Below are 19419 nucleotides of genomic sequence, written 5' to 3'. Positions count from 1 at the left end.
TCTCTAAATAAGAGATACTTTGTTCCCTAGTTACTTTTTCCAGCCCCCAAACAGGAGTCCGAAATGCATGCAGGGATAGTTCGCTCGGCCAGGGCGGCGTTGGTCACGCTGTTCCTTGGCCTGGTAGTGATCGTGGGGCTTTTTGCCATTCCGGTCCCCGAAAACGAGTCCTCGACCGTGGGCCAGCTCAGCGATAAGTACCAGGTCACCCAGGTGCAGGAGCTGCTCAAGGAATTCCCTGATGCGCAGCAGTCCACCGCGCTGATTGTGGTTTCGCGCGAAGACGGCGGCGAAATGAGCGAGGCTGACATTGCGGGCATCGCTGACATCAGTGCCGCAGCATCGGACGCTGGCGTCGAAGCACCGCCCGCCCAGGTTCCCCCGATGGTCTCCGAAAACGGCGTAGTCGCGATTATCCCGGTCACGCTGCAGGCAGCCAGTGACGACGGCGACGCCGTGGGCGAAGAGGTTGCCAACCTGCGCGAGGCCGTCAGCGGCGCGGCGCCGGAGGGAATCAAGGCGGAACTGACCGGCGGAGCTGCGTTTACCGCAGACCTGGCCGGCGTTTTCGCCGGAGCCAACTTCACGCTCCTTGCCGTGACCGCAGGAGTCGTTGCCCTGCTGCTGATCGTCACTTACCGCTCACCGTGGCTGTGGATCGTCCCGCTGGCGGTCGTAGGCACCATCGAACAGCTCTCCCTGCGCATGGTGGACGTGCTGGCCCCGCTGGTCGGGATTCAAGTCGACCCGTCCGCAGTTGGCATCACCAGTGTCCTGGTGTTTGGTGCCGCCACGAACTACGCGCTGCTCCTCATTGCCCGCTACCGCGAAGAACTCCGGCTTCACGACAGCGTCTACGCGGCCATGGGCAAGGCCCTCACCCGCACCTGTGAAGCGATCATCGCCTCCGGCGGCACCGTCATCCTGGCACTGCTGACCCTGCTCTTCACCGACACCATGAGCTACCGCGGACTCGGGTTCTCCGCCGCATTGGGCATCGTCTTCGCGATCCTGAGCGCCCTGATCCTGCTGCCGGTTGCACTGGTGCTCCTGGGCCGGAAGCTGTTTTGGCCGTTTGTGCCCAAGGTCGGAGACCCGGCACGCGAAGGCAAGTTCTGGGGCAAGCTCGGCGACGCAACGGCCCGCCGGCCGAAGACGATCGCCGGCATCGCCGTCGTGGTTCTCCTGGTCATGGCCAGCGGCCTCTTCAGCGCCAAGATCGGCCTGAGCGAGAACGAACAGTTCACGGACAAGCCCGAAGCCGTAACTGCTGCGGAGACCCTGTCCGAAGGATTCGCTGCGGGCAGCACCTCCCCGGTGATCGTCCTGGTGAAGTCGGATGAGGCAGAGGCAGCAACGGAGGAGCTCGGCTCCCTGGACGGCGTGGACAGCGCCTCCATCACCGACGAGCACGATGGTCTGACCCGGATTGACCTGATCAATTCCTATGAAGCAGGAACCGGGGAATCGAACGACTTCATTCGGGATCTGCGCGCTGAGCTCGCGGAGACCCCGGAGTACGGAGCCCTGGTTGGCGGCGAAGCAGCCGAGCGGGTTGACCAGCTGGATGCGAACACCCACGACGTGACCCTGGTGGTTTCACTTGTCATCATCCTGGTGTTCCTGGTGCTGCTGGTCCTGCTGCGGTCCCTCGTTGCGCCGTTCCTGCTGGTCGGTTCGGTGCTGCTCACCTTCTTTGCCGCCAGCGGCCTGAGCTGGCTGCTGTTCGTGAACGTCCTGGGCTTCCCGGCCCTGGACACCCTGACCCTGCTGTACAGCTTCCTGTTCCTGGTGGCGCTGGGTGTGGACTACAACATCTTCCTGGTCACCCGGGCCCGAGAGAATGCCGGCACCATGGGAACCAAGAAGGGCATGCTGGCAGCTCTGCGCTCCACCGGCGGCGTGATCACCAGCGCCGGTATCCTGCTGGCCGCAGTGTTCGTGGTGCTGGGCGTCCTGCCCCTGGTCACCCTGACCCAGGTGGGTATTACCGTGGCCATCGGTGTCCTGTTCGACACCCTGATCGTGCGGACCGTGATTGTGCCGGCCCTAGTGTTTGTCCTCGGCGACAAGTTCTGGTGGCCGAGCCGTCCGGGAGCTAAACACGGCAAGCACGGACGCCACCAGGCTGAGCCCGAGGAGGACCCAGCGGGCAACCGTCAGGATGCTGGCCAGGCCGGCGTCACCGGCCGCTAGCTCCGCAGACCCCAGGGCGTTGTCAATCGCGACGTTCTCCCACAGATCCGCAATGACGAACAGGATCGGCGCGGCCCACAGCACCCAGCGCAGCGTTCGTCGCTGGGTGTTGAGGCCGATGATCAACAGCCAGGCAAATCCGAACATGAGGGGAAATATGGTGCCCGCCGTCTTGTGCAGGTAGCTGAGCTGGCCCAGCGCATCGGCATCCATTGCCGAGCGCAGGGCAGCCAGGTACTCCATGTCGTACCCGCCGATCAATGAGTCCGGCATGGCCAGCCCGCCCGACAACTGGGACATCTGGTTCAGCCCCAGAAGGTGGTAGTACCAAAACATAAACAGCGCGGTGGCCGCCGCGGCGATCAGGATCAAATTGGCGTTGTTCCTGGCCTGCTGCGGTGTCCGCTGCGTTGTTTGGTTGGCGGCCATTTCCCGCTGGACAGGAGTCAGAGCCTTCTCGCCGTGCTTTGCTGCGCGCTGTGCCGGAGTTTTTCCCATAACTACAGTATGGGGGAGGCGGCTTGTGGACGGCGGCGGGGCCTTGCGCGGCCCGCTAGGGTGGGGCCATGAGCGCGTTCGCCACTGAAGAAGATTTCGTCCTGGCCGCGTCCCTGGTCCGCGAGGCGGGTGCCCTCGCCTTCGCGATGCGCGAAGAGGGGCTGACCGGAAGGCAAAAGACGTCGGTGTCCGACGTCGTCACGGCGGCTGACCATGCCGCCGAAAAGCTGATACTTGAGACGCTCCGAAGACTGCGGCCGGACGACGGCATTGTGGGGGAGGAGGGTGCGAGCCACCAGGGGACCTCCGGCCGGACCTGGGTCATCGATCCGGTGGACGGGACCTACAACTTCCTCTCGGGTTCTCCCTACTGGTGCTCCGCCCTGGCGCTGCGTGCCGACGAGGACACGGACCTGCCCGTGGACAACCCCGGTGTCCTCCTTGGAGCAGTGTTCCAGCCGCAGGAGGACAAGCTCTGGCTCGGTGGGCCCGGGAGGGCAGCGACCCTGAACGGGGGCGCCCTGCCTGCCCTGCCCGACGCCGGCCTGGACCGCCTGAGCGCGGGAACTTACCTGCACCCCACTTGGCTCATGCGCAGCGAAGTTGCCGGTCCCTGGACCAGGGCGGCTGCCGGTGCGGCCACCATCCGCATGCTGGGGTCCGGTTCATGCGACCTTGGTTCAGTGGCCACCGGGCGGCTCGGTGTCTGGTTCCAGCACAGCTGCCCGGAATGGGACTGGCTTCCAGGCAAGGCCATCGTGGAAGCGGCGGGAGGAGCCACCGCGGTGATCGAGGTCAACGGCTTCCGGTGGTACGTCGCCGGTCCCGCAGCCGCCGTCCGCGACGTGCAGCGGCTCCTCGTTGAGGGATAACCGCTGCCGGCGATGGTTGTCCCCGGCCAGCACGGCCCTTCGGCAAAATGTCAGGGCCAGGACCTAGACTTAACCGCACCATGGACTATCTCTTTGATCCGTACTTTTCCACGCCCGGCAAATCCAAGACTGCCTCCGGTGCTGCCGGGGATGACGCCGCCCCGAACACTGAGGGCCAGGCAGCGGGTGCCGTTGCCGAAGCGCCAAAGGCTTCCGGGGGCCATGCCCGCGGTGGGCGGGGCGTGGATGAAGCACGGGCAGCCGACCTGCTCCGCGGCCTGAACCCGCAGCAGGAAGAAGCAGTGAAGCACGCGGGCTCCCCGCTGCTGATCGTGGCCGGAGCCGGTTCCGGAAAGACCCGCGTGCTCAGCCACCGGATCGCGTACCTGATGGCCACGGGCCGTTCGAACCCCGGCCAGATCCTGGCGATTACCTTCACCAACAAGGCCGCAGCGGAAATGCGTGAGCGGATCGAATCCCTGGTGGGCGGCGTCGCCAAGACCATGTGGATCTCCACCTTCCACTCCTCCTGCGTCCGGATCCTGCGCCGCGAGGCCAAAGCCGTGGGCATGAATTCGAACTTCTCCATCTATGACTCCGCGGACACGCTCCGGCTGATCACCCTGGTGGCGAAGGGCCTGGACCTGGATCCCAAGCGTTTTGCCCCGAAGGCCATCGCGAACAAGATCTCCGGGCTGAAGAACGAACTGATCGATGATGAGTCCTATGCCTCCAGCGCCAATTACTCCGATCCGTTCGAGCAGGCCGTTGCACAGGTGTACACCGGATACACCCAGCGCATGCGCCAGGCCAACGCCATGGACTTCGATGACCTGATTGCCCAGACGGTCTACATGTTCCGTGCCTTCCCGGGCGTCGCCGAGTACTACCGGCGCCGTTTCCGCCACATCCTCGTGGATGAGTACCAGGACACCAACCATGCCCAGTACGCCCTGGTGCGTGAGCTGGTAGGCGTGCCCAGCGAGGATAACCAGCTGGACATTCCGCCGGCCGAACTGACCGTCGTCGGCGACTCGGACCAGTCCATCTACGCCTTCCGCGGCGCCGACGTGCGCAACATCGTGGACTTCGAAAAGGACTACCCGTCCGCCCGGACCATCCTGCTGGAACAGAACTACCGTTCCACCCAGACCATCCTCTCCGCCGCGAATGCGGTGATTTCCCGCAACCCCAACCGGCCGGAGAAGAAACTGTGGACGGCGGAGGGCGACGGCGCGAAGATCGTGGGCTACGTCGGCGAGAACGAACACGAGGAAGCCCGGTTCATCGCCGAGGAAATCGACCGGCTTCAGGATGAGGAAGACCTGCGCCCGGGCGACGTCGCCATTTTCTACCGCACCAACGCCCAGTCACGGTCGCTCGAGGACGTGCTGGTCCGGGTGGGCCTGCCCTACAAGGTAGTGGGCGGCACCCGTTTCTATGAGCGTAAGGAAATCAAGGACGCGCTGGCGTACCTGCGGGTGCTGGCGAACCAGGACGACGTCGTGAACCTGCGCCGGATCCTGAACGAGCCCAAGCGCGGCATTGGCGACCGGGCCGAGTATTCGATTGCGGCCCTGGCCGAGCGGGAACGGATTAGCTTCATGACGGCGCTGCGCCGGGCCGAGGACGCTCCCGGCCTGGCAACGCGCTCGCTGAACTCGGTCAACGGTTTCGTGAAACTCATCGACGACCTCGCCGAGGTTGCGTCCGGCTCCGGGGCTTCCGCAGCGCTGGAAGCCGTCCTGGAGCAGACCGGCTATCTGGCGCAGCTGAGGCAGAGCTCGGACCCGCAGGACGAATCCCGGGTCGAGAACCTGGCTGAACTCGTCGCCGTCGTGCGCGAGTTTGAACGCGACAACCCCGAAGGCACGCTGGAGCAGTTCCTGGAGCAGGTGTCCCTGGTGGCTGACGCTGACCAGATCCCGGACGCACCGGAGGGCTCCGCGGAAGAAGTAGCCGCGGCGGTCGAGGAATCCCGCCGGCAGGGCGTGGTGACCCTGATGACGCTGCATACCGCCAAAGGGCTGGAGTTCCCGGTGGTGTTCCTCACCGGAATGGAGCAGGGAATCTTCCCGCACCAGCGCTCGGCCACGGACCCGGCCGAGCTGGCCGAAGAACGCCGGCTGGCCTATGTAGGACTCACGCGCGCCCGGCAGCGGCTCTATCTCACCCGGTCCGAGGTCCGGAGCATGTGGGGGCAGAGCCAGTACAACCCCGCGAGCCAGTTCGTGGCCGAGGTGCCGTCGGAACTGATCGAGTGGAAGCGCGAAGGCATGGACCGGCCGGCGTGGGGCGGCGGAGGCAGCATCACCTCCAGCCGCTACAGCGGATCGCACTGGGGAGCCGGCGCGGCATCATCCACCGGCGGCAGCATCGCTGCAGCCCCCGTGTCCAAGGCCATCGGCCGGGTCCAGCCGCAGAAGGAAGTCATTTCCGTGACGGTGGGGGACAAGGTCAACCACACCTCCTTTGGCCACGGCACGGTCCTGTCCGTCGAAGGCGCAGGGGACAAGACCGTTGCCAAGGTGAAGTTCGACGCCGGCGAGAAACGCCTGCTGCTGCGCTATGCGCCGCTGACCAAGGAGTTTTAGCACACAGGCACGGCCATAACCGAAAGACCGCAATTTCTACAAACCATAGAACTGTGCGCTTCATCACTAAAGCGGTAGTCTGTGAAACGCGTTCGGCGCCAAGGGACTAAAGTGCCAATGGGGCAGCCCGGCTTCACGCATCTGCTTCTCGATCAGCTGATCGATATGTAAACCTACTTCGACGTAGAAGGACACTAGCCCGTGGACCTGTTTGAATATCAGGCGCGCGATCTGTTTGAGGCGCACGGTGTACCCGTGCTTGCCGGAATCGTGGCGCACACTCCTGAAGAAGCCAAAGCTGCAGCCGAAAAGATTGGCGGCGTCGTCGTCGTCAAGGCCCAGGTCAAGGTCGGCGGCCGCGGCAAGGCCGGCGGCGTCAAGGTAGCGAAGACCGCTGACGAGGCGTTCGAGCATGCCAGCAACATCCTCGGGATGGACATCAAGGGCCACACGGTCAACAAAGTGATGATCGCCCAGGGTGCCGACATCGCCGAGGAGTTCTACTTCTCCGTCCTGCTGGACCGCGCCAATCGCAACTACCTGGCCATGTGCTCGGTTGAAGGCGGCATGGAGATCGAGCAGCTCGCCGTGGAGCGTCCCGACGCCCTCGCCCGGGTAGCCGTTGATCCCGCCGTTGGCATTGACACCGCGAAGGCAGAAGAAATCGTCGACGCTGCCGGTTTCGCCCCTGAGCTGCGCGAAGGCGTTGTCAACGCGATCCTCAAGCTGTGGGATGTCTTCGTCAAGGAAGACGCCACGCTCGTCGAGGTCAACCCGCTCGTGAAGACCGGTGCAGGCGACATTGTTGCCCTGGACGGCAAGGTCTCCCTGGACGAGAACGCTGACTTCCGCCAGCCCGGCCACGCCGAGCTGGAAGACAAGGACGCAGCTGACCCGCTGGAGGCCAAGGCCAAGGCGAACGACCTCAACTACGTCAAGCTCGACGGCGAAGTGGGCATCATCGGCAACGGTGCAGGCCTGGTTATGTCCACGCTCGACGTCGTTGCCTATGCCGGCGAAAAGCACGGCAACGTCAAGCCCGCCAACTTCCTGGACATCGGCGGCGGAGCTTCGGCCTCCGTCATGGCTGCCGGTCTGGACGTCATCCTGAATGACTCGCAGGTCAAGTCTGTCTTCGTGAACGTCTTCGGTGGAATCACCGCCTGTGACGCTGTCGCCAACGGCATCGTCAAGGCCCTGGAGATCCTCGGCGACGAGGCCAACAAGCCGCTGGTCGTCCGCCTGGACGGCAACAACGTCGAGGAAGGCCGCCGCATCCTGGCCGAGGCCAACCACCCGCTGGTTACCCTCGCCACCACCATGGACAACGGCGCCGACAAGGCTGCCGAGCTCGCCTACGCAGCTCGCTGACCGAGCCGATCCCCAGAAAGAGAATTCACATATGTCTATCTTCTTGAACAAGGACTCCAAGGTCATCGTTCAGGGCATCACCGGCGGCGAAGGCACCAAGCACACCGCCCTGATGCTCAAGGCCGGGACCCAGGTCGTCGGCGGCGTCAACGCCCGCAAGGCCGGCACCACCGTGACCCACGGCGATGTTGAGCTGCCCGTCTTCGGTACCGTGGCCGAGGCCATGGACAAGACCGACGCTGACGTCTCCATCGTCTTCGTGCCGCCGGCCTTCACCAAGGACGCCGTCATGGAAGCAATCGACGCCGGCATCGGCCTCGTCGTGGTCATCACCGAAGGCGTTCCCGTGCAGGATTCCGCCGAGTTCTGGGCCCACGCCCAGTCCAAGGTCGACGCCGACGGCAACCAGGTCACCCGCATCATCGGCCCGAACTGCCCCGGCATCATTACCCCCGGCGAAGCCCTGGTCGGCATCACCCCGAACAACATCACGGGTAAGGGCCCGATCGGCCTCGTTTCGAAGTCCGGCACCCTGACCTACCAGATGATGTACGAACTGCGCGACCTCGGTTTCTCCACCGCCATCGGCATCGGCGGCGACCCGGTTATCGGCACCACCCACATTGACGCCCTCGCAGCCTTCGAAGCTGATCCCGAGACCAAGGCGATCGTGATGATCGGCGAAATCGGCGGCGATGCCGAAGAGCGTGCAGCCGAATTCATCAAGGCCAACGTCACCAAGCCGGTTGTCGGCTACGTGGCAGGCTTCACGGCTCCCGAAGGCAAGACCATGGGCCACGCCGGCGCCATCGTCTCCGGTTCCGCTGGGACCGCCCAGGCCAAGAAGGAAGCCCTCGAAGCTGCAGGCGTGAAGGTCGGCAAGACGCCGTCCGAGACCGCCACGCTGCTGCGCGAAGTCTTCGCTGCGCTCTAAAGTTCCACCAGCACCGCCCCCGTGCCCGGATTCGTCCGGTGCACGGGGGTTTTGTGCGTTCACCATCAGAAAGACGTATCAATGAGTTCCACGCCAGCTTCCCGCACAGCGCCCGGAGACCACCGCCGGGCCCTGCGCCGGGCCACCTGGATCGCCACACTGGGCGGCTTCCTCTTCGGGTACGACACCGGAGTGATCAACGGGGCGCTGCCCTACATGCAGGACGATCTGGGACTGACACCCTTCACGGAAGGCCTGATCACCTCCAGCCTGCTCTTCGGTGCGGCGTTCGGCGCTGTGGGAGCCGGACAGCTGGCTGACCGGATCGGGCGGAAAAAGCTGCTGCTGATCCTGGCCGGTGTATTCATCGTGGGTGCTGCCGGGACCGCCGCGGCACCGGGTGTGGGGATCATGGTGCTGGCCCGTGTTGTCCTGGGCCTCGCCGTCGGCGGTGCGTCCGCGGTTGTCCCCATGTTTCTGGCCGAGCTGGCACCGGCCGCCCGCCGCGGGCAGCTGGTGACCCGGGACCAGCTGATGATTGTTTCCGGCCAGCTCGCAGCCTTCGTCTGCAACGCCGTGATCGGCAACCTCTGGGGCGAGGAAGGCAACGTCTGGCGCTGGATGCTCCTGGTCGCGACCCTTCCGGCCATCGCCCTGTGGATCGGTATGAACTTCGTGCCCGAAAGTCCGCGCTGGCTGGGATCCAAGGGCAGGTACGCGCAGATGCTGACCGCGCTGCAGAAGATCCGCAGCGCCGAAGAAGCGCGGGCGGAGTATGAAGAGATCAAGGGGCTCGCCGGCACTTCGCGCACCGGCCGGCTGAAAGACTTCGCCGAGCCGTGGCTGCTGCGGGTCCTGCTGATCGGCATGGGCCTGTCGATTGTCCAGCAGATCACCGGCGTCAACGCGATCATCTACTACGGCACGCAGATCCTTGCCGACGCCGGTTTCGGAACGGAAGCGGCACTGACGGCGAATATTGCCAACGGCGTCGTCTCTGTTGGGGCTGCACTGCTGGGTATCTGGTTGCTGGGCAAGGTTGGGCGGCGGCCGATGCTGCTGACGGGCCTGATCGGCACCAGCAGCATGCTGGCCCTCATCGGGATCGCCTCGATCCTCATGCCTGAAGGGACTGCCCGGGGTTTTGCAGTGCTCTCCATGACTGTCCTGTTCCTGGCTTTCCAGCAGGGCGCCGTTTCGCCGGTGACATGGCTGATGCTGGCCGAAATCTTCCCGCTGCGGGTCCGTGGCCTGGGTATCGGCCTGTCCGTGTTCGTGCAGTGGATGGCCAACTTCGCGGTCGGCTTCTCCTTCCCCATGCTGATGGCCGCCCTGGGCATCTCCAACACGTTCTTCATCTTCGTTGCCCTGGGCATCTGTGCGGTGCTCTTCGTGAAGCGGTACCTGCCAGAAACCCGGGGACTTTCCCTGGAAGAAGTGGAACGGCAGATGCGCACGCTCTGACCCTGCCGTGCAGGAAATGGCCCCGCCGGGAGTCCGGCGGGGCCATTTCTCTGCGGCTAGGGCACCACCGGGTAGCTGGCGATGACCGGGAGAGACACAGAGGCGGTGAAAGAGGTCAGGGCGGTGACCTTGGGGGAGGTGTAGACCGAGGAGCTGGGGGTGACCTGCAGTGCCAGTTTGGTTTGCGGCGTCACGTGGTAGGAGATCTCCTCCAGCGGCACGGTTACGGTACGTTCCGTGCCGTCCAGGATCAGCGGCACGGGAGTCACCTGGTTGCCGGCGACCAGTGAGCTTCGGGACTTGTCGATGATCTGCGCGTAGACGTGTGTATTGGGTGTCCGGGAGGTGCCGCGGTAGGTCAGCGTAAGCTGCGGTGCTCCGAAGACCTGCGTCGCGGCCGCCGGAGCCGTGATGGGTGCATTAACCGCTACCGGTGCCCACGCTGCGGCAATGACTCCGCCGCTGACCGCGGCGGGGGAAAGCAGCAGTTTGCCCTTGCCCGAACCCGTCAGCGTACCGACAGGCTGGGGATAGCCGTTGGAGGCCCTGGTTGTGCCCTGCTGGTCGATGAACTCGAAATCCGTGCCGGTGGAGACATCATTGCCGTCCAAATGCTTGCTGAACCAGTTGAGGACTGCACCCGTGATGCGGTCCGGTCCCGCCACACCGGAGCTGCACAGGCCGTGGCCGCCGCAGAACTGCAGCATCTTCACGTCGGTCCCGGCGGATTTGAGGAGGTTGTAGTTGCGCGTGGCCTCGTCCAGTGTGAACAGGGTGTCCACGGTTCCCTGGATGATCAGCGTCGGGGCCGTGATCGAGGTGAACATGCTCTCCGGTGTCAGGGACTCGAAGTAGGCAACAGACTCCGGACTCAGCCGGTTCGGGTAGGTCAAACCTTCGCGGCAGGCTTTTCGCACCAGGGCAGCCAGTGCGCCGCGGTTGCCCACAAGCTCGCCAAGCTGGCCGGTGACGGTTCCCTCCAGGCACAGCAGGGCTCCCCAGCCCGATTTGAAGGAGCCTTCCTTGTAGAGGCTGGTGGTCAGGTCATTCCAGGCGATGGTTGGAGCGATTGCGTCAACGCGCTCATCCAGCGAGGCCAGGACGAACTGGATGCCGCCCCCATAGGAGGCACCCGCCATGCCCAGTACCGGGTCGCCCGGGGCATCCAGGGCCGCTTCCGGCTGGGAAGCGATGAAGTCGATGAGGACCTGACCGTCACGGCCTTCGAACTCCGGGTTGTTGACGTATGCTTCCCCGCCGCTGAAACCGAAGCCGCGGGGATCCCAGGTCACGACGTTGTAGCCGGCTTCCCTGAGCGGGGCAATGCCGATGGAGCCAACCAGTGCGCTGGTGGAGGTGTTTGGGATTCGCCCTCCAGGCAGCCCGAATCCAGGTCCAACCATCACGGTCGGCGCCTGTTCGCCGGCCTGCAGCCCCAGCGCCGGAAAGAAGTTGGTGTGGATGGGGGTGCCGTCGAAGGAAGGAACGACGACGTCGGTCCGGGGAGCCGGCGCGGGGGCTGCGTGCGCGGCCGGTGCGGCCACTAGTGAACCGAATGCCAGGGCGCCTGCGGTGAGCAGGCCGAGTGATTTTTTCATGGAAGACCTCAGCGACTTCATTGTCAGAAGGTGCGGTTACCGGCCGGTAACCTGAGGCGAGCTTAGGGTTCCTAAATATTTGGGCACAAGCATCCAACGCGAAAATACGGCTGCCCCAGCCGATATTCCGCTCGCCGCGGTTAGTTGAGGGGTTTTCCAGCCGCCGGTTCGTGTGCGGGATCAGAGGAGCATCCGCTGACGATTTCGACGGACTGCCGGTAGTCATTGGCAGCGTAGCGAACCGTTACGCCTGAGTGGCTGCCTACGTAGGTGAAGTCCGTGGAAGGTGCGGCTTCAGGTCCCGGCGTCAGTGCCGAAAGCATCTCGGTCCCCAGGGTGCCCAGGATGTGCTGGGCCTGGTCCCGGGACGCCACGGCGGACTCAGGCGCCGGCCCGGTCAGGCGCGTGGTGAGGACCTGCCGCCGCGGCCCCGTCCCTGTGCTGCTGGTGCCCCAGCCGGACCCCCGCAGCACGGTGCACGGCGTGACCTGTGGCTGCAGTGTTCCCTCGGCATAGGCTGTGCCGTCCGAGGAAGTCCACCCGGCCGGTCCGAGCGCGCCGAGCAGGCCGCGCAGCAGTTCCTCCTGCGCGGCCACGATCTCGGCTGCAGAAAGTTCGGCGCCGCCGGCTGGGGGACCGGCGGCGGGGGCAGCGGGCGGTGGGGGGACCGCTGATCCTGCTGCCAACACGATCCCTGCGGCTATGACGCAGAGTGATCGCGGGTCTGTCCTCCTCATCTGCGGCATTGTGCCGGTGGGAAGGAGAAGTGTCGAGAGTACTGCCTCAGGCCTTCGTGGTGCAGGGGCGGGACCGGCTCCAGTTGCGGCGGCAGAGTGTCCTGGGAATCCGCGCGCGCGGAACCAGCCGGACGGGCGCTTCTTTGCAGTGCCTAAGCATTTTCCACCTGTTTATGTTTGTGCCGCTGTTCTGACGGATCCTGCAAAGAGCAGCGTTGCGGCGTCTCGGTTTTAAGCTCAGCAGCCACGCTAGTGCGGATTCCCGGATCCGGACATGGGGAGAACTACCCATGCTCCTGGCTTTCCCTTTCCCGGCTAGGCTGGTAGGCGACGAACAGGCACCAACCCAGGAAGGCTCCCATGCGCGCCACCATCATCCACGGCCCCGGCGATATCCGTGTCGAGGACCGGGACTATCCCCGGGTCGAGCTTGATTCCGACGCCGTCGTCCGGGTCAGTGCCGCGTGCGTCTGCGGGTCCGATCTGTGGCCGTACCGGGGTGTCCGTGAGACGCGTGAGCCACGCGCGATTGGCCACGAGTTCATCGGTGTGGTGGAAAGCGTTGGACCAGGAATCTCCTCGCTGGCCGTCGGCGATTTCGTCATTGCGCCTTTCACCGGCAACTGCGGCCACTGCCCAGCCTGCCGGGACGGGGTCACTGTGGCGTGCGAGCACCTGGTCAGCTGGGGCAGCAAGGACGAGAAGGGCCATTTCGTGCAGGGCGCCCAGGGGGAGGCAGTGCGGGTGCCGAATGCCGAGGCCACCCTGGTCAAGGTGCCCGGCGTTAAGGATCCTGATGACGAACTGCTGGCAGACCTGCTGACGCTTTCGGACGTGATGGGGACGGGGCATCACGCGGCAGTCAGTGCCGGAGTTGGCCCGGGCTCCACGGTGGTTGTCGTGGGCGACGGCGCTGTCGGGCTCTGTGCCGTCCTTGCCGCCAGCCGGCTCGGCGCCGATCGCATCATTGCCATGTCCCGCCATGAGGACCGGGCAGCGCTCGCCCGGGAATTCGGCGCCACAGATATCGTTGCCGAACGAGGCAAGGACGGCGCGGACCGGGTCAGGGACCTCCTCGGCGGAGTCCTGGCCGGTGCCGTCCTGGAGTGCGTGGGTACGGCCGAATCCATGGATCAGGCGCTTCGCTGCACCCGGCCCGGCGGCCGGGTTGGTTTCGTCGGCGTTCCCGCGGGCGGTGCCGAACTCCCGATCGGCCTGCTTTTCGCCAAGAACATCACTGTTGGAGGTGGAATGGCTCCGGTCCGGACCTATCTCCCCGAACTCCTTGAAGACGTCCTTGCCGGCAAGATCCATCCAGGCCGGGTGTTCGATTCCGTGCTGTCCCTGGAAGAGGCGCCCCGGGCATACGCCCTCATGGATCAGCGGCAGGCAGTCAAGGTCATGCTGAAGCCCTAGCTGGTACGCATGTGATTTCTTGCACTTCTGCAATTTTGCAGTTGTGAAAAGTTTCCCCGGGTGACAAAGTAGTTCGGTGAGTCAACAACTTTCCCTCCGCGATCGCAAGCGCGCCGAAACCTGGGCAGCGCTGCACGCGGCGGCAGCCCGCCGGGCCATCGAAAACGGGCTGGACTGCGTCAATGTGGAAGTGGTTGCCGAAGATGCCGGCGTTTCGTCCCGGACGTTCTTTAACTACTTTGCCTGCAAGGAAGACGCGGTCCTCGGACTGCAGGAGCCTTCGGTCAACCAGGAGATGCTCGAGGACTTCGACATCGAAGGGGACCTGCTCAGCGAGGTCTGCAAGCTCATGCTCTCCGTCCTCCGCACGATCCAGGGCGGAGATGACTCCAATGACCTGCGCAGCCGCATTTACCAGGCCTACCCGCACCTGCGTCACCGGCGCTACCAGTACATCCTCAAGGTCGAACAGCTGGTCCTTGAAACGGTAAGCAGCCAACTGGCGGAATCACGCCGCTGGCGCGAGCAGGGGCCCGATTCCGGCTGGAGCGGGCACGACGTCGACGACGTCGCCTCCACGATTGTCCTCACCGCCGGCACCCGCATGCGCCACGTCATGCAGAAAACCTGGTCCAACCCCACCCAAACCGCCCAGTTCCAAGCCCTCGATCAGGGCATGGAACTTCTCAGAGACGTTCTCAAGGAAATCCTATGACGCGATCCGCTGCAGGTGCAGCTCCCCAAAGCACTGGGAAAAAACCCAGTCTCGTGCTTGTCTTCACGGCCCTGGTCCTGGCGATGCTCCTCTCGGCGCTCAACCAGACCATCCTGGGCACGGCCCTTCCCACCATCGTCGGCGAGCTCAACGGGGCCAACCTGATGCTCTGGGTGATCACCGCCTTCATCCTCGCCTCGACCGTGATGATGCCCATCTACGGGAAACTCGGCGACCTGATGGGACGCAAGTACCTCCTGGTAGCCGCAATCCTGATCTTCCTGGCAGGGTCCGTTGTCGGTGCACTTTCCCCGGACATGACGTGGCTGATCGTCGCCCGCGTCATCCAGGGCATCGGCGCCGGCGGCCTCATGATCCTCTCCCAGGCCATCATCGCCGACGTCGTACCCGCACGTGAGCGCGGAAAGTACATGGGCTGGATGGGTGGAGTCTTCGCGTTCTCCTCCGTTGTGGGTCCGCTGATCGGCGGCTGGCTGACCGAAGGTCCCGGCTGGCGCTGGGCGTTCTGGTTCAACATCCCCGTTGGGGTGCTCGCACTGCTCGGCGCGCTCTTCTTCCTCAAGCAGCGCGCCGTTCCCTCCCGGCCAAAGATCGACCTCTGGGGCATGGTGTTCATTGCCCTTGCCACCACCGGGCTGGTCCTGGTCAGCAGCTGGGGCGGCAGCAACTACGACTGGAACGATCCGCTGATCCTCGGACTGATCGCGGGCACCGTGCTCGCAGCCGTGATCTTCGTGATGGTGGAACGGCGCACCCCCGAGCCCATCATCCCGATGGAGCTTTTCCGCGACCGGAACTTCAACCTCGCCACGGCCTCCGGCCTGCTGACATCCGTGGCCATGTTCGGTGCCATCGGCTACCTGCCCACCTACCTGCAGATGGCCACCGGCGCCAGCGCCACCGAAGCCGGCATGCTGATGATCCCCATGATGGGCGCCCTGCTGGTGAGCTCTGTGGTCTCCGGTTCGCTGGTTTCCAAGACCGGACGCTACAAGTGGATGCCGATCACAGGTTCTGCGGTCATGGTGCTGTCCCTCTTCCTGATGGGCACCATCACGGCAGACTCACCCGTCTGGCAGCTGTGCGTCTACATTGCCATTCTTGGCCTCGGCCTGGGCCTCAATATGCAGATCCTGGTCCTGGTCGTGCAGAACTCGTTCCCCATGCGCCAGGTCGGCACCGCGACGGCAGCCAACAACTACTTCCGCCAGATTGGCGCGACCCTGGGCTCCGCCGTCGTCGGCAGCCTTTTTGCCCACCGCCTGACGGACCTGCTCAGCGAAAAGCTTCCCGCCTCCGCTGCCACGGCCACGGGAGGCGGCAATTCCCTGACCCCCAAAATGGTCCACGAGCTGCCCGACGCGATCCAGGGCATCATCATCACCTCCTACAACGAGGCGTTGATTCCGCTGTTCCTCTACATGGTGCCCATGGCAGTGCTGGCGACAATCCTGTGCCTGTTCATCAAGGAAAAGCCGCTGGCTACCCGGCTGGAACCCGAAGTCATGCCGGAGGCTATCGGTGAGGGCAACGTCCTGATCAGCACCGAGGACGAGGGCAACGGTCCGAGCACCACGGAGATCCGTCAGGTCAGCCAAACGCGCTGACGCACTCCGCTTTTTCACGACCCCCAAAAATCGAGGGGCCAGTTGCGGGGGGTGGTGGGCCGGAGACGCTCCGCCACCTGGCCCCCCCCCCCCCCCCACCGGGGGGGGGCCCCCCCCCCCCCCCCCCCCCCCCCCCCCCCCCCCCCCCCCCCCCCCCCCCTCGGTGGTTTCTTAGGCGGGGCCGGTGCCGAAGAGCAGGCCCAGTGCGTAGGTGACCGCGGCAGCACCCAGGCCGATGGCCAGCTGCCGCAGCCCCCGCTTCACCGGCGAGGCTCCGGAGAGCAGGCCCACCACGCCGCCGGTCAGCAGCAGGGCGATTCCCACCAGCGTGCAGGAGAGGACGACGGCGGAGAGCCCGCCCATGCCAAACAGGTACGGAAGCACGGGGATGATGGCGCCCGAGGCGAAGAAGCAGAAACTGGACAGGGCCGCGCCGATCCCGGTCCCGACGGACTCGTGGTCATCTCCGGCGGCTTCCTCCATCTTTTCCGGCCAAAGGGAAAGCGACGGATCGCAGTCGCAGGTGAACAGCCCCATCCTCTCGGCGGCCCGGTGCTCTGCGGCTTCCCGGCTCATCCCGCGGGCACGGTAGACCAGGACGAGTTCGTTGGCGTCAATGTCCAGTGACTTTGCTGCCGACAGGGTTACCTGTGTGGGCCGGGAGGCTTCGAGCAGCTCGCGCTGGGAACGGACGGAGACGTATTCCCCGGCTCCCATCGACAGGGCGCCCGCCAGCAGCCCGGCAATTCCGCTGAAAAGGATGAACGTACTGGAAACCCCGGTGGCTCCAATGGCCATAACCAGTGCCAGGTTGGAGACCAGGCCGTCATTGGCACCGAAAACCGCTGCCCGGAAATTGCCGGACAGGCGTGTACGGCCCCGCGTCGCCAGGCCCCGGATTACCTCTTCGTGGATCTGTTCATCGGCTGCCATGGCGCTGGTGGCTGAAGGATCGTCGCTGTAGGGGGAGCGGCCCTCGGCGCGCTGGGCAAGGGCCAGGACGAAGACTGAACCGAAGCGGCGGGCGAGCAGGCCCAGCATGCGGTTGCGCAGGGACGGGCGGGTGGGTTTGTCCGCCTCGGGGCCCAGCAGCTGGCGCCAGTGCTCTTCATGGCGGCGTTCAGCGTCGGCCAAGGCGAGGAGGATGTCCCGTTCTTCGCCCTGGCGGCGCTCAGCCAGATAGCGGTAGGTGGCTGCTTCAGCCTTCTCATCAGCCAGATACTGCCGCCATCGGCGACGCTCTGCCGCGGACGGTTCGCCACGGTCTGGGGGCTGGGGCCCGGAAGTCGGTGGGGTGCTCACTTATGCTCCTGCTCATGGCCGGAGCGGAAAAAGGGGCTCCGGCCAGCTGTCAAAAACCGGCCGAAGGTCTCGCTCGCCGGGTGCCGGGCACCGCGGTGGACTGCCGGGCTGCTGCTGCAGCCAGTATGTCGACAGGCCTCGATTTGAGCCGATTTCATTGCGCACGACGGCGAAACTAAAATTGGAACAAACCTGAGCTACTCCCCTTCGGTTCCCCAGTCTAGCGGAGGAGCCGGCGCACCCGCTGCGCAGTAAGGGAGAGGGAGATGCTGGTGCGTACACCCGCCAAAGCCGGGTTCCTTAACCTGGCTGTGAACCGGATAGAGTCAATGCCGTGAGCAAAGCTGTCAAAGGACTTTTCGAACATAACAGGCCCTGGATGCGCCACTATGCCGAAGGAGTGCCTACGGACCTTGTGCTCCCCAAGGGCTCCCTGGTGGACATGATTGAGGAATCCGTCAGCAAATACGGTTCGAAGCCGGCACTCCAGTTCTTCGGTGCCACAGTTTCCTACCGTGAGATGGGTGAACAGATCCGGCAGGCTGCAGCCGGCTTGAAGCGGCTGGGGGTGCGCCCCGGAGACCGGGTCGCGCTCGTGCTGCCGAACTGTCCGCAGCATGTCGTCGCGTTCTACGCGGTGCTCCGCCTCGGGGCGATCGTCGTCGAACACAATCCGCTGTACACGGACCGCGAGCTGCGGCACCTGTTCGAGGACCACGGTGCCACCGTGGCAATCGTCTGGGACAAGGCAGTCGACCGGATCCAGGGACTTCCGGCGGACATTCCCGTCCGGACCATCGTGTCGGTGGATCTGATCAGCGCCATGCCGCGCACCATGCGGCTGGCGCTGAGCCTTCCGATTCCCGCCGCCCGACGGAGCCGGAGCGCCCTGACCGCGGATAAGAAGCCGCGGAGCGCCGGACGGCCCGTCCTGGAATGGAAGAAATTCCTGGATAACCGCCCCCTGCCGCGGCGCCACCCGCGTCCGGCGGCCGGGGACCTTGCTGCGATCCAGTACACCTCCGGCACGACGGCTGACCCCAAGGGTGCCATGCTCACCCACGCGAACCTCATGGCTAATGCGGCCCAGGGACGGGCCTGGATTCCAGGGCTGCGCATGGGCAAGGAAACGGTTTATGGTGTCCTGCCGATGTTCCACGCCTACGGCCTGACGCTGAGCCTGACCTTCGCGATGAGCATTGGCGCGAAGCTTGTCCTTTTCCCGAAGTTCGACGTCGACCTGGTGCTGAAGGCTGCCAAGAAAACCCCGCCGACATTCCTGCCCGCGGTACCGCCCATTTATGACCGGATCGTGGAAGGTGCCGCCAAGGAGGGCGTCTCACTCAAGGGCGTCCGCTTCGCGATTTCCGGGGCCATGAACCTGCCCGTCGCCACAGTGGAAGCCTGGGAAAAGGCGACCGGCGGCTACCTGGTCGAGGGCTACGGCCTGACCGAGACCTCGCCTGTGGCACTGGGCAATCCCATGGGGCCGACCCGGAAAGCCGGAACCGTTGGAGTCCCCTTCCCGCTGACGGACATCAAGGTTGTCGACCCGGAAGACCCCACCAGGGAAAAGCACCGCGGCGAGGCCGGGGAACTGCTCATCCGTGGCCCGCAGGTCTTCCAGGGATATTGGAACAAGCCGGCCGAAACACGCGCGGCACTGCTCGACGGCGGCTGGTTCCGCACCGGTGATATCGTCTCGGTGGACGACGACGACTTTGTTACGGTCCGGGACCGGATCAAGGAACTGATTATCACCGGCGGCTTCAATGTCTCTCCCTCGGAAGTGGAAGAGGCACTGAAGCGCCACCCTGCGGTCGCTGAGGCGGCAGTTGTGGGCCTGACCCGCCGCGGTGGCGGGGAAGACGTGGTGGCCGCCGTAGTCGTCCGTCCCGATGCCGATTTTGACCCTGACAACCTGCGGACCTACGTACGTTCCGAGCTGGCGGCTTACAAGGTGCCGCGCCGGATCGTGCAGATCCCGGACCTTCCGCGGTCCTTGATCGGCAAGGTGCTCCGCCGCCACGTGCGGGAATCGCTCCAGCCCAAAGGAACCGGCGAAGACACCGGAACCACAACTTAGACGGGGGA

General features: G+C 64.9%; 13 protein-coding genes and 1 pseudogene. 10 read left to right on the top strand and 4 right to left on the bottom strand.

Annotation, left to right across the window (positions count from 1 at the left end):
• Positions 1–63: 63 nt before the first annotated feature.
• Positions 64–2031, top strand: a pseudogene (locus LOC59_RS12900) (MMPL family transporter); the annotation flags it as partial.
• An 18-nt stretch (positions 2032–2049) separates the two neighbouring features.
• Here LOC59_RS12900 and LOC59_RS12895 read toward each other — a convergent pair.
• Positions 2050–2694 carry a hypothetical protein gene (locus tag LOC59_RS12895; protein WP_229972401.1) on the bottom strand — a complete coding sequence of 215 codons (645 nt, stop codon included), beginning with the start codon at positions 2692–2694 and terminating at the stop codon, positions 2050–2052.
• A 68-nt stretch (positions 2695–2762) separates the two neighbouring features.
• Here LOC59_RS12895 and LOC59_RS12890 point away from each other — a divergent pair, with 68 nt between their 5' ends.
• The 5 genes from LOC59_RS12890 to LOC59_RS12870 all read left to right on the top strand — a co-directional run bounded on the left by LOC59_RS12890 (position 2763) and on the right by LOC59_RS12870 (position 9929).
• On the top strand, positions 2763–3566 hold the full coding sequence (locus LOC59_RS12890) for an inositol monophosphatase family protein (protein WP_229972399.1): 804 nt from the start codon (positions 2763–2765) through the stop codon (positions 3564–3566).
• Positions 3567–3646: 80 nt separating this feature from the next.
• Positions 3647–6160: a DNA helicase PcrA gene (gene pcrA / locus LOC59_RS12885; RefSeq protein ID WP_227897575.1), complete on the top strand. Its 2514-nt coding sequence runs from the start codon at positions 3647–3649 to the stop codon at positions 6158–6160.
• A 201-nt stretch (positions 6161–6361) separates the two neighbouring features.
• Entirely contained in the window at positions 6362–7531 is a 1170-nt protein-coding gene (gene sucC / locus LOC59_RS12880) for an ADP-forming succinate--CoA ligase subunit beta (RefSeq protein WP_227917439.1), read from the top strand.
• A gap of 31 nt (positions 7532–7562) precedes the next feature.
• Complete coding sequence (sucD, locus tag LOC59_RS12875) at positions 7563–8465, top strand: succinate--CoA ligase subunit alpha (protein WP_227897577.1); 903 nt, start codon at positions 7563–7565, stop codon at positions 8463–8465.
• 81 nt (positions 8466–8546) lie between these two features.
• Positions 8547–9929 carry a sugar porter family MFS transporter gene (locus LOC59_RS12870; RefSeq protein ID WP_229972397.1) on the top strand — a complete coding sequence of 461 codons (1383 nt, stop codon included), beginning with the start codon at positions 8547–8549 and terminating at the stop codon, positions 9927–9929.
• A gap of 56 nt (positions 9930–9985) precedes the next feature.
• Here LOC59_RS12870 and LOC59_RS12865 read toward each other — a convergent pair whose 3' ends face one another.
• Positions 9986–11527, bottom strand: coding sequence for an alpha/beta hydrolase family protein (locus tag LOC59_RS12865; protein ID WP_229972395.1), 1542 nt, complete (start codon positions 11525–11527; stop codon positions 9986–9988).
• Positions 11528–11667: 140 nt separating this feature from the next.
• Positions 11668–12264 carry a hypothetical protein gene (locus LOC59_RS12860; RefSeq protein ID WP_229972393.1) on the bottom strand — a complete coding sequence of 199 codons (597 nt, stop codon included), beginning with the start codon at positions 12262–12264 and terminating at the stop codon, positions 11668–11670.
• Between the two features lie 360 nt (positions 12265–12624).
• Here LOC59_RS12860 and LOC59_RS12855 point away from each other — a divergent pair, with 360 nt between their 5' ends.
• The 3 genes from LOC59_RS12855 (at position 12625) to LOC59_RS12845 (ending at position 16023) form a co-directional block, all read left to right on the top strand.
• The gene (locus LOC59_RS12855; protein WP_229972391.1) at positions 12625–13680 is read left to right on the top strand and encodes a zinc-dependent alcohol dehydrogenase family protein; all 1056 of its coding nucleotides are present in this window, start codon (positions 12625–12627) and stop codon (positions 13678–13680) included.
• Between the two features lie 76 nt (positions 13681–13756).
• Positions 13757–14395: a TetR/AcrR family transcriptional regulator gene (locus LOC59_RS12850; RefSeq protein ID WP_227897582.1), complete on the top strand. Its 639-nt coding sequence runs from the start codon at positions 13757–13759 to the stop codon at positions 14393–14395.
• Positions 14392–16023, top strand: a complete 1632-nt coding sequence (locus tag LOC59_RS12845) for an MDR family MFS transporter (RefSeq protein ID WP_227897583.1) — start codon at positions 14392–14394, stop codon at positions 16021–16023. The genes LOC59_RS12850 and LOC59_RS12845 overlap by 4 nt, the downstream gene beginning before the upstream one ends.
• Before the next feature lie 171 nt (positions 16024–16194).
• Here the strand turns inward: LOC59_RS12845 and LOC59_RS12840 are convergent, their stop codons facing one another.
• Entirely contained in the window at positions 16195–17325 is a 1131-nt protein-coding gene (locus LOC59_RS12840; protein WP_227917433.1) for a VIT1/CCC1 transporter family protein, read from the bottom strand.
• A 379-nt stretch (positions 17326–17704) separates the two neighbouring features.
• Between LOC59_RS12840 and LOC59_RS12835 the strand changes: the two genes are divergently transcribed.
• Entirely contained in the window at positions 17705–19411 is a 1707-nt protein-coding gene (locus LOC59_RS12835; RefSeq protein ID WP_229972466.1) for a long-chain-fatty-acid--CoA ligase, read from the top strand.
• The last annotated feature ends 8 nt before the right edge of the window (positions 19412–19419 follow it).

This window comes from Arthrobacter sp. zg-Y916, assembly GCF_020907385.1.
GTDB classification, from domain to species: domain Bacteria; phylum Actinomycetota; class Actinomycetes; order Actinomycetales; family Micrococcaceae; genus Arthrobacter_B; species Arthrobacter_B caoxuetaonis.
This window is presented reverse-complemented; position numbering and strand designations above follow the sequence as displayed.

Excerpts from the sequence above, each read along its gene's own strand:
- LOC59_RS12870 (WP_229972397.1), top strand. The coding sequence starts at position 8,547 with ATGAGTTCCACGCCAGCTTCCCGCACAGCGCCCGGAGACCACCGCCGG.
- LOC59_RS12865 (WP_229972395.1), bottom strand. The coding sequence starts at position 11,527 with ATGAAAAAATCACTCGGCCTGCTCACCGCAGGCGCCCTGGCATTCGGT.
- LOC59_RS12845 (WP_227897583.1), top strand. The coding sequence starts at position 14,392 with ATGACGCGATCCGCTGCAGGTGCAGCTCCCCAAAGCACTGGGAAAAAA.
- LOC59_RS12860 (WP_229972393.1), bottom strand. The coding sequence starts at position 12,264 with ATGAGGAGGACAGACCCGCGATCACTCTGCGTCATAGCCGCAGGGATC.
- LOC59_RS12855 (WP_229972391.1), top strand. The coding sequence starts at position 12,625 with ATGCGCGCCACCATCATCCACGGCCCCGGCGATATCCGTGTCGAGGAC.
- pcrA (WP_227897575.1), top strand. The coding sequence starts at position 3,647 with ATGGACTATCTCTTTGATCCGTACTTTTCCACGCCCGGCAAATCCAAG.
- LOC59_RS12890 (WP_229972399.1), top strand. The coding sequence starts at position 2,763 with ATGAGCGCGTTCGCCACTGAAGAAGATTTCGTCCTGGCCGCGTCCCTG.
- sucD (WP_227897577.1), top strand. The coding sequence starts at position 7,563 with ATGTCTATCTTCTTGAACAAGGACTCCAAGGTCATCGTTCAGGGCATC.
- LOC59_RS12835 (WP_229972466.1), top strand. The coding sequence starts at position 17,705 with ATGCGCCACTATGCCGAAGGAGTGCCTACGGACCTTGTGCTCCCCAAG.
- LOC59_RS12895 (WP_229972401.1), bottom strand. The coding sequence starts at position 2,694 with ATGGGAAAAACTCCGGCACAGCGCGCAGCAAAGCACGGCGAGAAGGCT.